Source organism: Rheinheimera sp. A13L (assembly GCF_000217935.1).
Classification (GTDB): Bacteria; Pseudomonadota; Gammaproteobacteria; order Enterobacterales; family Alteromonadaceae; genus Pararheinheimera.
Genome location: NZ_AFHI01000002.1, coordinates 1 through 15,292, shown reverse-complemented (window position 1 = coordinate 15,292; position 15,292 = coordinate 1). Strand labels below are relative to the sequence as shown.

11 protein-coding genes are annotated in these 15,292 nt (G+C 45.2%); 6 read left to right on the top strand and 5 right to left on the bottom strand.

Going from position 1 to position 15,292, the window contains the following annotated elements:
- Positions 1-17 precede the first annotated feature (17 nt).
- Positions 18-2,234: a bifunctional diguanylate cyclase/phosphodiesterase gene (locus tag RHEIN_RS01565; protein WP_008897215.1), complete on the bottom strand. Its 2,217-nt coding sequence runs from the start codon at positions 2,232-2,234 to the stop codon at positions 18-20.
- A gap of 311 nt (positions 2,235-2,545) precedes the next feature.
- Between RHEIN_RS01565 and RHEIN_RS01560 the strand changes: the two genes are divergently transcribed.
- Positions 2,546-3,460, top strand: a complete 915-nt coding sequence (locus tag RHEIN_RS01560) for a TIGR03899 family protein (RefSeq protein WP_008897214.1) — start codon at positions 2,546-2,548, stop codon at positions 3,458-3,460.
- On the opposite strand, the gene RHEIN_RS01555 is transcribed toward RHEIN_RS01560, so the two are convergent.
- The 4 genes from RHEIN_RS01555 to RHEIN_RS01540 form a co-directional block, all read right to left on the bottom strand.
- The gene (locus tag RHEIN_RS01555) at positions 3,432-5,597 is read right to left on the bottom strand and encodes a response regulator (RefSeq protein WP_008897213.1); all 2,166 of its coding nucleotides are present in this window, start codon (positions 5,595-5,597) and stop codon (positions 3,432-3,434) included. The genes RHEIN_RS01560 and RHEIN_RS01555 overlap by 29 nt on opposite strands.
- Before the next feature lie 275 nt (positions 5,598-5,872).
- Positions 5,873-6,622 carry a TIGR04219 family outer membrane beta-barrel protein gene (locus RHEIN_RS01550; RefSeq protein WP_008897212.1) on the bottom strand — a complete coding sequence of 250 codons (750 nt, stop codon included), beginning with the start codon at positions 6,620-6,622 and terminating at the stop codon, positions 5,873-5,875.
- A 3-nt stretch (positions 6,623-6,625) separates the two neighbouring features.
- A complete protein-coding gene (locus RHEIN_RS01545) occupies positions 6,626-7,603 on the bottom strand; it encodes a DUF2333 family protein (protein WP_008897211.1) in 978 nt (325 codons plus the stop codon).
- A 10-nt stretch (positions 7,604-7,613) separates the two neighbouring features.
- Entirely contained in the window at positions 7,614-8,039 is a 426-nt protein-coding gene (locus RHEIN_RS01540; protein WP_008897210.1) for a copper chaperone PCu(A)C, read from the bottom strand.
- 327 nt (positions 8,040-8,366) lie between these two features.
- Here RHEIN_RS01540 and dusB point away from each other — a divergent pair, with 327 nt between their 5' ends.
- The 5 genes from dusB to RHEIN_RS01515 form a co-directional block, all read left to right on the top strand.
- Positions 8,367-9,341 (top strand): tRNA dihydrouridine synthase DusB, encoded by a 975-nt coding sequence (gene dusB, locus RHEIN_RS01535; RefSeq protein ID WP_040554283.1) that lies wholly within the window; start codon positions 8,367-8,369, stop codon positions 9,339-9,341.
- A gap of 18 nt (positions 9,342-9,359) precedes the next feature.
- Entirely contained in the window at positions 9,360-9,650 is a 291-nt protein-coding gene (gene fis, locus RHEIN_RS01530; protein WP_008897208.1) for a DNA-binding transcriptional regulator Fis, read from the top strand.
- Between the two features lie 334 nt (positions 9,651-9,984).
- A complete protein-coding gene (gene purH, locus RHEIN_RS01525) occupies positions 9,985-11,571 on the top strand; it encodes a bifunctional phosphoribosylaminoimidazolecarboxamide formyltransferase/IMP cyclohydrolase (protein ID WP_008897207.1) in 1,587 nt (528 codons plus the stop codon).
- Positions 11,572-11,936: 365 nt separating this feature from the next.
- Complete coding sequence (locus RHEIN_RS01520; protein ID WP_008897206.1) at positions 11,937-12,614, top strand: hypothetical protein; 678 nt, start codon at positions 11,937-11,939, stop codon at positions 12,612-12,614.
- An 11-nt stretch (positions 12,615-12,625) separates the two neighbouring features.
- Positions 12,626-15,292 (top strand): DUF6531 domain-containing protein (locus RHEIN_RS01515; protein WP_008897205.1); only part of this gene is annotated, 2,667 nt, incomplete at its 3' end.

Sequence of the window (15,292 nt, the reverse complement as noted above, 5' to 3'; positions counted from 1 at the left end):
ATTCCAGGAATTACCACTCAGCTTTTAGATAAAAACTTCATTAAATCCAAGGCTGTCATCGGCTTGGCATACATAAAGCCTTGCACTTCTTCACAACCCATAGCACGCACAGCCTCTTCCTGAGCCTTAGTTTCAATACCTTCTGCTATGGTTGCCAAACCCAGTTTTTGCCCCAGATTGATGATAGTTTCCGCAATCAAAGTGCCATTAGGGCGGTCAAAATCCTGAATAAAAGCACGGTCAATTTTAATCCTGTCCAGAGGTAGCTGCTGTAAATAGCTTAAGGATGAAAAGCCAATGCCAAAATCATCAATAGCCACTTTAATGCCAAAGCCTTTTAGCTTGTTTAATGCCCCTATCACTATCTTCGGATCATCCATCACCACAGACTCAGTAATTTCCAGCTCCAGCAATGCCGGGTCTACCTGATAACGTTCGACGCAATCGATCACAGACTGCACAAATCTATGGTTACGGAACTGAGGCATAGACACATTGACCGCTATTCGCAAATGAGCAAAACCTTGTGTTTTTAAACTTTGCAGCTGTTTACAGGCTTGCTGCAGCACCCAATCGCCTATTTCAATGATAAGACCAGAGTATTCTGCCAGCGGGATAAAAACGGCCGGAGAAATAAAGCTGCCGTCAGGCTGAGGCCAGCGCAACAGCGCCTCCATACCCAGCACATTGCCACTTTTTAAACAAATTTGCGGCTGATACCACAACTGAAGTTTATCTTTCTGGAAATCAGATCGTAAGCTTCTGAGCATCACCAGCCGATCAACCATCTGCTCTTCCATCTGAGCACTGTAATACTCATAATTTTGTGCCAGATGTTTTTTCGCTCTGTTCAGTGCAATGTAAACATGCTTCAGAATAGTCAGCCCATGCAAAGCACTGTCACGTAAACGACAGAAACCAAAAGTTGCATTCACCTGCAAGGAGTGTTCAGAACACTGGAAGGGCATCTCAAAGATACCAGACAAGGTTTCAGGGGTCAGGGCTTGTTCAGGGCCTATTAAACCAAACACATCAGCACCAATACGACCAATCTGGGCTATTTCTCCGAATTGGGCCACTAACCTGTGTGTGACAGCGATCAGCAGTTCATTGCCTGTTTCCTGGCCCAAACCATCGTTTACATCAGAAAAATGGTCGATATCAATTAATACTGCCACATTACGCTCAGGATCCAGCCGTCTGGTTTCCTGCAGTAAAGAAGTGAATTCATTGCGGTTTGGAGTTTTAGTTAAAGGGTCAATATAAGCCGCATGTTTAAGTTGCTGAAACAACGTAACGTTTTCATAACCAATAGAAATATTGCTTAAAAACACTTCTATCAGCTGGCGGTCAAAATCTTCCACTGGCCTGTTGGTTTCAATATACACAGCTGCTGCGTGATCAATATTTCCCAGATAAAGCACAGTATCTTTGTCGGTAAAAATATGCCGCCGCTCTGCCAGACAAGTGGTAATTTGCTGGATAATTCTGCTGTTATTCAGCCGCTCCAGTTTGCATTTAATATAAGGCGCGTAATGCCCGGCGGCGCCCAAGACATAAATATTGTCACTGCTGCTGCCATCATCTTCAATCTGAGCGCAAAGCACACCTTCTGCATGCAATCCAATCAGAGAGGAGATTTGAGTAACCACCCCTTCAGAAAACTCATGCAAAGAATGTTGTTCCAGCAAATTAGCACCGGCATTAATGATTTTTTGCAGGCCAATGCGGTTCTGGTTAATAGTACGGATTTGCTGATAACTGCGAATGGAGGAAATAATGGCAGTCACCAGTTTATTGCGGGTCAGTTCGGTTTTCGTTTTGTAGTCGTTAATATCGTATTCTTTGATCACGCTCTCTTCAGGCGCATAACCAGGCTGGCCAGTACGCAGAACTATACGTACTTCATCCATTTTTAATTCATCACGAATTTGCTGTACTACTTTCAGACCTGCATCGTCAGATTCCATCACTACATCAAGCAAGATGACGGCTATATAAGGATTATTCACCAGAAACTTTAAGGCTTCTTTGCCAGAAAAAGCATGATGAAAAACCAGCTTACGGTCTAAAACCAATAAGTCGGATAAGGCCAGTTTAGTGACCGTATGAATTTCTTCGTCATCATCAACAATCAGCAGGTGCCATTCACCACTGGATTGTGTTTCTGCTTCCGAATCTGTTTCGTCTTCTGCGAGGAACAGAAAATCATCATCTGCTGCTTTTGACACCATGCTCCGACCTTTTTTACATCAGCTGTAGGGGAATACTTTTTGAAAGCATATCAAGGCACTATTGCATAAATACTAGCATATACCCTGAATCCGCTTTGGCAATCAGGGTCCACCCCCACCGCTATCCTTTGTAAGCTTATAATCCAGTTTATCTACACTATACCCTCGGGCCAAAAAAGCAATTCATTTTATTAAAATCATTGAAAATCATAACCTTAACACTTTCACAAACTTCTTTTAGAGTCGTAGCCAAATTTTTACGCTATTGTGAAAAATCAGCAATAAAATCTGTCACCATCAGAGGTGTAATGATGCAGAAAGTATCTGCGGGCCGCGGACATCAACGTTTACTACAATTGGCTCGTAGCCAGCTGGGGCACGAATTCGCCACAAAAACCAGTTCTGGCGACACAGAACCAGCAAATCATGTTCAAAGTAGCGACTTTAATCAACGTCATCAACGACTGGCGCAGCGGTCCGGTGCCCCACTGGCTCTGGATACAGATTTTAAAGGGCCAAGCCTGCATCAACGTGCCGAGCGGCGTGAACGCATGCATAAAGAACGGCAACAAGCCAATCTAGAAAAGATCATGGCGCTGGCTTTGGACTATTGCCCTGATTATGTAGCAGATATAGATGTGGACCCGGACTGGTTTCAGCAATACTGCGATTTAGTGCTGAATATATCGAACCAGACAATGCAACAGCTTTGGGCGAAAATACTGGCAGGTGAAATTGGCCAGCCGGGCAGTTTTTCACTAAAAACCTTATTTTTGTTGCAACGCATGAGTTTTAAAGAGGCTCTGGCTTTGCAAAAAGCAGCCAGCCTAACTTGCAGAGTAAGGCTGCAAGACAGTGGGCATATTTATTTTGGGTATGTGCGCAAACCATCCATCTGGCAAATCCTGACCGGACGCAGCAGAGCGCTGCTGAATCTGAGCCAGTTTGGCCTGACTTTCCCACAAATTCTAAGCCTGATTGATTTAAACCTGTTGCATCAGATTGAAATTGAAAGTGGCGAGTTGATCCCTGATCAGAGCTTGCAGCTGCAATATCACCAACATCAACTGACCTGCAAAGCCAGGCATTCAGGAGTAGTACTGCAATATTATAAATTTACCGCTGTAGGTGTGGAGTTATTGCCTTTGTTGAACTGTCAGGCCAATCCGGCTTATCTGCAGGCCATGAAACAACTGTTCACCCCGGTGTTAGAGTTTGAGGACTAAGCTGCTGGCAGCGTCTGATTAAATCCGCTACTTTTTGTGTATCTAAAGGTTTAATGACCACATCATTCATACCTGCCTGATGAAACTCCTGGACTTCTTCAGGTAAAGCGTGAGCAGTAAAGGCCATAATGACGGTGTGCTGATGCTGTGGTAATTGCCGTATCATATGGGTCGCCAGAATACCTGACATATCAGGAAGCTGAATATCCATCAGGATCAGCTGATATCTGCTGCTTTTCGCAAGTCGGATGGCTTCTGTTCCGCTTGCTGCAGTATCCACCTCAAATTGCTGTTGGCTCAGCATAGCTTTAACAAAATTCAGATTGGTTTGATTGTCATCAACCACCAGCAATCGCACGCTGGCTTTTTTCGGCACCTGACGAAGATGCTGCCGGATATTCGCAGATAACATGGGGTTGCTCAGTACAGGACAATTCAGTACTGCAGCCCAATAGGACTGATGTGCTGTATGACAAAAGGCCAGCATCTGACTGCAATCTGTGATGTTATTAAGCTCGCTCCAGACTTCAGTATTGCCATCAGGTGCAGGCAGTTGCAGCAAAACCACATCAACCAGACGATGCTGTAACTCAGCTTTCAGTTGCTGCGGCTGCTGCAGGCAAATCACTTGTTCGGCCACTGAACCCACACTTTGTTTTAGCACAGCTGCACCTATGCTGTTGCTGTCCAGGTAAATAGCAGTTTGGTACATAGGCAGCTCTTTGACTGAAACCGCTGTTAATGGCAACTCCAGGCGTACTGAGCAGCCCAAATCTTCCAGAGCGGAAATAGTTAGTCTGGCACCAAGACGTGACAACAAACTGGCGCAGAGTTGCTGTAAAACCCCTGCGTTTTCGCCTTTTGCTGCGTCAAGCACTTGCTGTATAGCGCCACTTTGACCCGCATGATCAAACTGCAACACCAGTTTATTTTCGGAAAAAGCCTGCAGATTAATAAACAAACTCAGCTCATGTTGCTGCAGATCCTGCAGGATCAAACTGATAATTTGTTTCAGTAATTGTGCTGTATGTTCCGGACAAAACTCCACTTCGGACAAGCTCAGAGCAGGATCTTCCACCAGAATAAAAGGAAGGTCCGCCAGCTCAAACTCCTGTTGCCACAACTCCATTTGTTGCGCCAGCCATTCAGGAAACCAGAGGGTCTGAGGTTGTAATGGCGTTTTATCTAACAGATCCGTTTTCAACAACCAGCTCAGCAACTGTGTTTGTTGTTCAGTTTGCCCAGCTTGCTCTAACACACAAAGCTGTTGCCATTGTCGCAACTGTTCCTCACTGTTTTTTAACTCGATATTCAAGCTGGTTAGTTGCTGCTGATAACTGATTTCCAGTTGCTCACAGGCGGAGCTATGCGTCTGACCCTTTTGTTGTTCAGCCTGATCTTGCTGCCGCAATTGCTGCTGAAACTGCTGTTGTTGTGCATAAAGCGAGCGAAATAACAGTGTCAGTTCAGTACCGTCAAAGTCTGACAGCTTTTTTCCATCAGCTACAGAGGGCACTAAAGAGCGAAGTTGCCGTAAAAAACCTTGCCAGCGCAGATGCTGAGTTTTGAATATGCGTCGCTGCCACAACAAGGCCAAAGCGAGAATAATAAATAAGGCAGTGCCCCACAAACTGCTTTGCCACCACCAAAGCTGAGACAGCCGCAACGGAGAAATCTGAATCGCCACATAACCTAAAGTACTGCCTTCAGCGGCCACCTTGTTTGTGTCGAAATAACTCATACTGGCAGGTGTGACCATCACAGCAGACCACAACAGATTAGAACCATCCTGCAGCGCTTTTTGTCCTGTTAAATCACGGGTTGGACTGAAATTAAACAACTCGCGGGGAAATTGAGTGGCAGCAAATAAATTGCCATCGGCCTGATAGACCAGAATAGCTTTGACAGGTAAAGTACTGGAGAAACTGGTGGCCAGCAGATGGCCTTTGACCTGTTCAACTTTGTTTTGCACTAAAAAAGGTTCAACCATCAAAGACAAACTCATCAGCAGTTGCTGCTCGGCTTGCACTCTGACTAAAGTTTCGTGACGTAATTGCAGTTGTGCTGAGGCGTAAAGACAAACCACTATCAGTACAAAAGACCCCACCACCAGAACCAGTTTAGCTTTTAACGTCATGTCAATTGAACCCTGATATCCCTGAACTGCACTATTATACCCAAGTGACCTCAATATGCGAGTTTCAGAGCCGCTGGGCGGGGCTAAAAGCGCTTTATGCAGCGTTAACTGTTGTCGCTTTAGAACCACTAAAGCTTTCAACAGCTGCCTTGCCTAAAGCGCTTTTATCTCCCGCTGAATTCTGCATATTGAAGTTACTTGGGTATAGGGACCTCAAAGCAGAACAATAGTTATTCTGCTTTGAGTTTTGGATCAGACTATAAATTGTTCAGGTTTCAGAAATGCAGTTCTGCAGAAATAAAAGCACCGTCGAAGGTTAAATCTGCGTCTATATCGTCAATGTCATCCAGTTCAAGTTTGGTTTGTTTAACACCAGCTTTTAATGACAGATCCACAGCCAGTGAGTCGATCAGCTCATAAGCAATACCAAACTGCATATCAGACAAAGCACTGCCGTCGTAGCTGACGTAATTAATTTCAGCGAAAAGCTTAGTGCCTGTGCCTAACAAACCAAAACTACCATAGGCATAAGCCATAGGAATAACAGCAGACAAGTCCTGAGTTGCATTTCTGCCTTCACTGGCAACGCTAATATCACCATCTATGTATTTAGCCGTCACACCTAAATCCAGGCTAACTAAATCATTGTCCAGAATTTCATAATAAAAGGTGGCGTCTATGTTGGATAAATCCAGATCCTGAGCCACATTAGTGCCTACCGCAAAGGTTTGATCATCAAATTCGAAAGTCCGGTCTAAAGTAGTATTACCCTTAGAGCTCAGGCTATTACGTTGCAGCTTGATGTTTGGCAATAAAGGCACAGGGTGTTCCACTTTGATATAAAAACTGCTTAAGTTTTCATCCTCAAAACTAAAGTTCTGCTGGTTGCCCGTTTGGCCAAAACCACCTTTCGCATCGGCAAAATGCAAATCGGCGCCTATATAAAGACCGGCAATGGTATCCGCCATTGCGACCGGTGCAGCCAGAGCTGCTACAAACACCATACTCAATACAGACTTTTTCATGCTTTATCCTTGCGCTAATAATTCAGTTAAATCCAACAGAGCCGCATTGGCCCTGGAGATATAATTCGCCATCACCAGACTGTGATTTGCCATAAAACCAAAACCCCGGCCATTCAGAATCATCGGACTCCAGACCGGTTCCTGGGTCGCTTCCAGTTCACGGATAATTTGCCTTAAGCTAATCATCGCGTTTTTATTGGTCAGAACCTCCGCGAAATCCAATTCTATCGCTTTTAAGAAGTGTAACAAAGCCCAGCAAGCACCACGGGCTTCATAAAACTCATCATCTATGCTCCACCAACTGGTTTTAATTTTGCTTGATTCTGCTGTCGCAGTGGATTGTCTGGCATTTCTGTCACCCGCTAAATCTGTATTTAATCTGTCCTGCCCTACACTGACACTCAAACGCTGGCTATAACTGCCCAGACGTTTTTCAACGTTTTTCAGCAAGTCCCGCAAATTATCTGCTCTGGTGTAAAACTGACTGTCTGTTTTTGCCGGGTCTAATAAAGCAGCCCGGTACAAAGCTAACTGTTTGATTGCACTTCTGTACTCTGTTTCAGCCGCAGGCACTGCCCAGCTGCGGTGATCAATATTCAGCATAGGCTGCGCCAGTTTTAAATATTGATTTTCTATAGACTGCGACTGTGAACGGCTTAAGTCTTTGCGCAAGGCCAAGGCTAAATCACGCGACATTTCCAAAGCGCCCAGCTCCCAGGCCGGCATATTGTCGAGCAGGGAAAATGGCGGAGTCACATCATTACTGATAAAACCGCCATTTTTGCTCAACAAGGTTTCCAGCACCCGAATAAGCGCACTGGTGGTGGTATAACCTACAATTTGTTTGTGCTCAGGACTGAGTTGTGCCGATAAATCCTCGACATCAAACACTTCCGGTTCACTGCTGACCCACCAGGCTGTGCCGTAACCTAAAATAAAAACGAACAGCACGGTTAAACTTACAATCCTGAATCTGTTCATTTTATTGCTCCTAATGAGTGGGTATAGCGCTGACTTCAGCCTGAACGTCGATGGATTGACCATCTTTAAACTCTAAACGCAATGGAATTTTCTGGCCCTGAGTGATGCTGGTTTTGGCATCAAATAACATCAGATGTAAACCACCTGGCTGAAACAGCACTGCTTCACCGGCGGCAATTTTTACAGATGACACCTGTTCCATCTTCATCATGCCATCTTTGTGGCTATGCTGGTGCAGCTCTATGGAACCAAAACCCGGACTACTGGCACTGATAAGCTCCACTTCTGCAGCACTCTTATTGCTGATGCTGAAATAACCTGCTGTCATACTGCGGCCTGGTAACATCTCCCGAACTGTCGCATCAGCGACCAAAACTTCAGCCGCTACCACACAACTGCCTAACCCCAACCAAAGCGCACATATCCACTGCTTCATTCAAAGTTCTCCTTTAAAGATCATCACTTTATCTTACACGACTCAGACAAGGCAGACATACCAGACTAAAGAAAAGTATTGACTTTTTTGTGAACGGCTTTTTCTTTTGCATTGGTGACAAAAACAACAGCTGTACAATTATCTGTAAGCTGCCCCCCTGATTTTATTGGGTTTTGCATTTCAGAAAGTCTAGTTTTCAGGCGTTTAGCTATTGTCAACCCATCAACCCCCTATAAATTTATACTTTTGTTTAAATAATAACCTTTGCATTGTTGGCAAAAATCCGTAAACTTAGCGCCCCTTTAGGGTAGAGCCTTGGTTTTAGCGGTGCGCATAGGTCCATATCAATTAACGAACAACGTAATCTGTGCTCCTATGGCCGGAGTGACTGATTACACTTTTCGTGAGCTTTGCCGTCGTTTTGGTGCAGGTTTAGCTGTATCAGAAATGATGTCGAGCAATCCTTTGGTCTGGCAAAGTGAAAAATCGCTAAATCGTATGACTCACCAGAATGAATCTGGTCTTCGCTCGGTGCAAATTGCCGGCTCAGATCCAGTTCAGATGGCGGAAGCTGCCGTGTTTAATGTTGAACATGGCGCCCAAATCATCGACATCAATATGGGATGTCCGGCAAAGAAGGTGAATAAAAAACTGGCTGGTTCGGCGCTGTTACAGTATCCGGATTTAGTACAACAGATTATTCAGGCCGTAGTTCAGGCAGTAACAGTACCTGTGACCTTAAAAATCCGGACTGGCTGGGACATCGAACATAAAAATGGCGTACAGATAGCGCAGATAGCGCAGGACAACGGCATTGTAGCTTTAGCGGTTCATGGCCGCACCAAAGCTTGTATGTATAAAGGAGAGGCGGAGTACGACACTATCCGCGCTATTAAACAAAAAGTGTCTATCCCGGTGATTGCCAATGGCGATATCACCACGCCGGAAAAAGCCAGATTTGTATTGGACTATACCGGAGCAGACGCGGTCATGATTGGCCGGGCCGCTCAGGGCAGACCCTGGATTTTTCGTGAAGTGGTGCACTATCTGCAAAAGGGTGAACATCTGGCGTCGCCTTCATCGAGCGACGTCAGGGATATTTTGCTGGAGCATGTCCGTGGCTTACACCAGTTATATGGTGAAGTACCTGGCTCACGTATTGCCCGCAAACATGTGGGGTGGTACCTGGCTGAGCATGACAGCGAAGGCATGTTTCGCAGTGAATTTAATGGTATCGAGCACGCCCAACAGCAGTTGGATACCTTAGAAGTGTATTTCGAGCAATTACTAGCAGCAACTTAACGTAAAAGAGAATAGGCAATGTTTAATCAAAACGTGACTTCGCCATTTATCACCAACGCCCATGTTCAAACGCAAGAAAAACCGCAGCCTTTAAGCAACGCGGTACAAAAAGCGGTGGCGAACTACTTACAACAACTAAACGGTCAGGACGTAAACGACCTGTACGAATTAGTGTTGTCCGAATTAGAAAAGCCGTTATTAGAAGAAGTGATGAAATACACTCGCGGCAACCAGACCCGCGCTGCCAACCTGATGGGCATCAACCGCGGTACTCTGCGTAAGAAGCTGAAACAATACGGCATGAGTTAATGCCCCCGCGGGAGGAGTCCCGCAATGAAAAGCACCCTAGGGTGCTTTTTTCTTTTCCGCGTCGCTCTTGACGCTGCAGCGTTGTTGGCTGCGGGCTTTCGCCCAGGTCACATAGTAAACTATGCTCCCTGGGTCTCTATCCCTTGCCGCCTAGCTGCAACGTCAATAGCTTAGCGGATATGCTTTAAAGAATACGTTGAATAAATCAGGGATTTCACCAGCTGATCCCGGCGATACATCAAAGCCTTTTTTCTCTATGCTTATGTCCTGGCTTTTGTGTTATCCAAAACAGCAAGGCTGGTCCGAATTAACCATTACAGCGGAGAATGATCCAATGAACGCAGCTCGTCCAATCCGTCGCGCCTTATTAAGCGTGTCTGATAAAACCGGTATAGTTGAATTTGCCCGTGCTTTAGCCGCCCAGGGTGTGGAACTCTTGTCCACAGGTGGCACAGCCAAGTTATTGGCAGAACAAGGCATAGCTGTCACTGAAGTGTCTGATTACACAGGTCACCCGGAAATTATGGACGGCCGCGTGAAAACGCTGCATCCAAAAGTACATGGCGGCATTCTGGCCCGCCGTGGTATGGATGAAGCTGTAATGGCAACCAACAATATCAAGCCAATCGATTTAGTGGTAGTGAACCTGTATCCGTTCGCCAATACTGTGGCCAAAGCAGGTTGTACTTTAGAAGACGCCATTGAAAACATCGATATCGGCGGCCCGACTATGGTGCGTGCTGCGGCGAAAAACCATAACGATGTGACTATAGTTGTCAACGCGGCCGATTATGACAAAGTATTGGCTGAGATGGCTGCGAACGCCGGTTCTACTACGCATGCCACACGTTTTAGTTTAGCCATCAGCGCTTTTGAACATACAGCCCAATACGACGGTATGATTGCCAACTACTTTGGCACCATGTTAGCAGCCTATGGTGATGAAGACGCCAAGCCAAGCAAATTCCCACGCACTTTTAACGCTCAGTTTGTGAAAAAACAAGACTTACGTTACGGCGAAAACAGCCACCAGAGCGCGGCTTTTTATGTGGAAAACAGCATTCAGGAAGCATCAATCGCCAGTTCTACTCAGCTGCAAGGTAAAGAGCTGTCGTACAACAATATCGCTGATACGGACGCCGCTTTAGAGTGTGTCAAAGAATTCGACGAACCAGCCTGTGTTATCGTCAAACACGCTAACCCTTGTGGTGTAGCTATTGGCGAGAACATTCTGGCCGCTTACGAGCGTGCTTATAAAACAGACCCGACTTCTGCTTTTGGTGGCATTATCGCCTTTAACCGCGAATTAGATGCCAAAACTGCCGAAGCTATTGTCAGCCGTCAGTTTGTTGAAGTCATCATAGCGCCAAGCGCTACAGCCCAGGCTGCTGCTGTGGTATCCACTAAACCAAACGTGCGTTTACTGGTGTGTGGCGAATGGGAAAGCAAAACCACTGGTTTTGACATCAAACGTGTTAACGGTGGTGTGTTGGTACAAGACCGTGACCAGAAAATGGTGAGTCTGGACGACTTAAAAGTAGTCTCCAAACGCCAGCCTACTGCAGATGAATTACGTGACTTATTGTTCTGCTGGAAAGTAGCAAAATATGTGAAATCCAACGCTATTGTTTATGCCAACGACAGCATGACTATTGGCGTCGGTGCAGGCCAGATGAGCCGTGTATACAGCGCTAAAATCGCTGGTATCAAGGCTGCTGACGAGAATCTGGAAGTCAAAGGTTCAGTCATGGCCTCTGATGCATTTTTCCCATTCCGTGATGGTATTGATGCAGCAGCTGCTGCAGGTATCAAAGCCGTGATCCAACCTGGTGGCTCTATGCGTGATGCAGAAGTAATAGCAGCTGCAGACGAACATGGCATGACGATGATCTTCACTGGCGTGCGTCATTTCCGTCACTAGAATTCATTAATATCTGGCATTAGAAAACGGCAGCTTCGGTTGCCGTTTTTTTATCTGTGGTTTCATAGCTGCATCAATCAATAGTGGTTCATAGAAAAACCACAACAACACATTTCATTTTTCCTCAGATCATTTCAAACTCAAACCAACCTCAAAAACGAAGTAGAACAACCCTTTCTGCAATTGCTCAACAATGGTTCGCGATCTTAGCCTGTCAGCCATCCCTTTGTGACAGCTTGCTTTTTCCATCCACCTTCAATTTACCTTTTATGTGTAATTTTGTATTTATTTTGTATTTATTTTGTTGATAAATGTTTTATTTAAAGGTAATTTTGCATGTAATTTGAGCATTTAAGCAGTAATAGATGGATCTTCTGGTAAAAAAACTTCTGCAGGACGCTGGGGCTATCGATGGCGCTGTACTGTTTGGCTCTCAGCTAACAAGTCCTGCTATAAGTAGTGATACTGACATCGTTCTGTTTGGCAGTAACATCAAAGTTGCTCACAGCATCGAATGTTATGAAAACAAAGTGTTTGACGTATTCAGAATGTCACTGGAACAGGCTTTCCATCACTTAACTGTCAGGCACCCTTTGTGGTTAAGCGCATTCTCCACAGGTATCAACTTGTCTGACAACAAGGCCATTGACTTGCTGCTGGATACTGCAAAAGAGATTGTGACTAACCAAAAGCCTGCGTTAAGTGCTGAGGCGTTGAATAGGCTCTTGTTTTCACTGGACAATAGTTACCAAAAACTCAGCAGAAACACAGATTCTGAGTTTTTTTATCTGCATTACAGCAGCCACTTTCTTAATAACGCCAAAGACTGTTTGTTTTATGCCAAAGGCATTTACGCCCACGGTATGGCCAGCCAAATTGACCTATTAACCACTGCATTTGGCTCTTTATCCGGGCAGATAAAAGATTTTCTGCGCCATACCGATATTGCAAAAAAGCAGCAATCAGCTGAGTGCATCTACAGCCAGATACGGCAATTATACCCCTACCCTGTTGTATACCCTGTTGTTATAAATCGTTTATAAAAGGAAATGTGATGAAGGACAAATATTATGTATTAGCGGCTTTAGCTTTAGGCGGAATGACTTTGTCAACAAATGCCGAAGCTGCAGGTGGAGGATGTAGAGTAAGCTGGACTGGTGAATCAGGTCATCAGGCCCCCTCAGTAACGTGCTGGGGAGGTGATGGCAACTGGGGGAGCGATGGCTGGTATGGTGGCGGGTGGTATGGTGGCGGTGGTGGTTGGGACAGCACTCAGCAAGACTGGAACAGTGGTGGCGGATCTGACTGGGGGTATGACACTCTGCCAACAGAACCTGAAAAACCAGATCCCTGTACCAAAGCGGGCAATCCAATTTTAGTGGCGAGTGGCACTAAAGTTGAGTTTGAAAACGACTTCACTGGTTCTGAACATTTTCCGTTGGCTGTTTTACGAAGTTATAGCAGCAGCAAAGACAATGCAGGTGCTTTTGGTATTGGATGGAGCAGTTTATTTGATAAAAAACTGGATCTGACAGCAAAAACTGTTTTCCGTGAAGATGGGCAATCACTTACGCTGCATGAAACAACCTTCGACATTCCACATGTTGGCTGGAAAACCGGATGGGTTTCCTCGTCCTGGAAAAACTATCTGTATCAGGACGCTTCCGGTTTATGGATTTTAAAAACTGAAAACGACCGATATGAGGTGTATAACGCCCAAGGTCAGTTACTCCATGTGTCTGTATCTGAGCGTCCGCCACAAATTAACGCTAGTTCTTTGGTGATTACCCCCTACGGCGTAAGTCACAGTTATAGTTATGTAAACAATAAGTTATCATCTATTACTCACTCCAATGGTCGTAAATTGACCTTTAGTTGGTCAGGCGATCGAATCAGCTCGATTCAAAATAATGCAGGTTATCAATACAGCTACAGTTACCAAACAAATGGCATGTTAAACAGCGTGACTTTCCCTGACGGCGCCACTAAAAGCTATCATTATGAAGATTCGAGGTTTCCAACCTTCCTTACCGGTGTGACAAAAGGCAATAAACGTTTTTCTTATTTCAGCTATGATTCGGCAGGGCGTGCTATTGAATCAAAGCACGCTGAAGATACAAAAAAAAATCGATTCGCCTTTGGCACAGATACAACCACAGTGACCAACCCCTTAGGTCACAAAACCACTTATTTTTATGACAGTGCTATTAAGTCAAAGCTGAAGCGGGTTGAAAAAGAGGGGACAGCCTATTGTGCAGCAAGCGCTCAGGCGACTACTTATAATAACAATGGCCAAAAAGAAACTGAAACAGATTGGAATAACAAGGTCACCCGCTATTTTTACGGTGAAAAAAATCAGGTCGCTTTACAAATAAAGGCTTACGGTGAACCTGAAGCGCTTACCACATCGTTCACCTGGCATCCGACTTTAAACAAGGTCACGGAAAAAACAGTAGCTGGATTAACTGAACGCTTTAGTTATGACGAAAAACAAAACCTGCTGACTTATGAAACCGCAGCGAATGGTCAAACCTATACCACAACTTATACGTACAGTTATCATAGTAACAATGTACTGAGCCAGGTCGCTGTCACGGCACCTAATCAGCGCGTTTCTACTTTCGCCTATGACTCAGCAGGGAATTTAATTAAATCAACAGATGCTTCAGGCCTTGTCACTTTATATAGCGGGTATAACTCCATAGGCCATGTTGGAAAAATTACCTACCCGGATGGTACAGCCACAAAATATACCTACGACCCGCGTGGTCGTGTAACGAAAGAAGAAACCGTCTCAGCAGGCGGGAAAACAGCCTCTGTAACCTATAAGTATGACTATAAAGGAGATTTGATAAAAACAGAGCACTCCAGTGGCCAGGCAGCAGCCTATAGCTACGATGCAGCTGGCCGCTTAGCCACAGAAAACTACCGGATTGCTACTGCGGTAGACATTACAACTGTAGGTTCACATGCCTTAGCCAGAAAAAGCTATGACTATGACTTAATGGGAAATATCAAAAATACCACTCTGTCTGATTTGTATGTAAGCAGCTATACGAATTGTGGCGACATTATGTCAGGTCCGCCTGGCATGTATTCTGCTTTTTCAGGAGGGACTGGTTCAATCACACCCGGCGATCCACTGGATACCATAGGTGATCCTATTCCCTCTTGTGGTACCTTCTACGGCAGAACTGACAGGGCAACGTTTAATTATTTCTATGATGCTGCCGGGCATTTGGTGGCAATAAGAAATCATGCCAACCAGTTAACCCATACTTATACCTATGATGGCAATGGCAATAAATTAAGCGAAACCGATATTCAGACCAATACAACCACTCAGTTTGCCTACGATGCCCTGGGCCGTCTTATCCGCCAGACAGACGCGGCAGGAAAAGTGACTACCTTCAGCCATGACGCCAAAGGCCTGAATCAGGTGCAGGATGCAAGGCTGAATAGTACGGTCAATAGTAAAAACGATAGAGCCCAGCTTGAACTGCTTACCAGTCCGGATAGCGGCCAAAGTAGCTTTAACTATGATGAAATGGGCTTATTGTCAAACAGCACAGATGCCCGTGGTATCACTACCACCTATGACTATGATGCCGCCGGGCGAATGAATTATAAAAACTCTGGGGTGATGGGATTAGCCCTTTGGACTTATGACGAAGGTGCTTACGCTAAAGGTAAACTGAATAAAGTAAATAACGACAGTGGC

What these genes read in the sequence shown, in the direction of transcription:
- RHEIN_RS01550 (WP_008897212.1), bottom strand. Translation starts at nt 6,622, where the DNA reads ATGAAAAAGTCTGTATTGAGTATGGTGTTTGTAGCAGCTCTGGCTGCA.
- purH (WP_008897207.1), top strand. Translation starts at nt 9,985, where the DNA reads ATGAACGCAGCTCGTCCAATCCGTCGCGCCTTATTAAGCGTGTCTGAT.
- fis (WP_008897208.1), top strand. Translation starts at nt 9,360, where the DNA reads ATGTTTAATCAAAACGTGACTTCGCCATTTATCACCAACGCCCATGTT.
- RHEIN_RS01540 (WP_008897210.1), bottom strand. Translation starts at nt 8,039, where the DNA reads ATGAAGCAGTGGATATGTGCGCTTTGGTTGGGGTTAGGCAGTTGTGTG.
- RHEIN_RS01565 (WP_008897215.1), bottom strand. Translation starts at nt 2,234, where the DNA reads ATGGTGTCAAAAGCAGCAGATGATGATTTTCTGTTCCTCGCAGAAGAC.
- RHEIN_RS01545 (WP_008897211.1), bottom strand. Translation starts at nt 7,603, where the DNA reads ATGAACAGATTCAGGATTGTAAGTTTAACCGTGCTGTTCGTTTTTATT.
- RHEIN_RS01560 (WP_008897214.1), top strand. Translation starts at nt 2,546, where the DNA reads ATGCAGAAAGTATCTGCGGGCCGCGGACATCAACGTTTACTACAATTG.
- RHEIN_RS01520 (WP_008897206.1), top strand. Translation starts at nt 11,937, where the DNA reads ATGGATCTTCTGGTAAAAAAACTTCTGCAGGACGCTGGGGCTATCGAT.
- RHEIN_RS01555 (WP_008897213.1), bottom strand. Translation starts at nt 5,597, where the DNA reads ATGACGTTAAAAGCTAAACTGGTTCTGGTGGTGGGGTCTTTTGTACTG.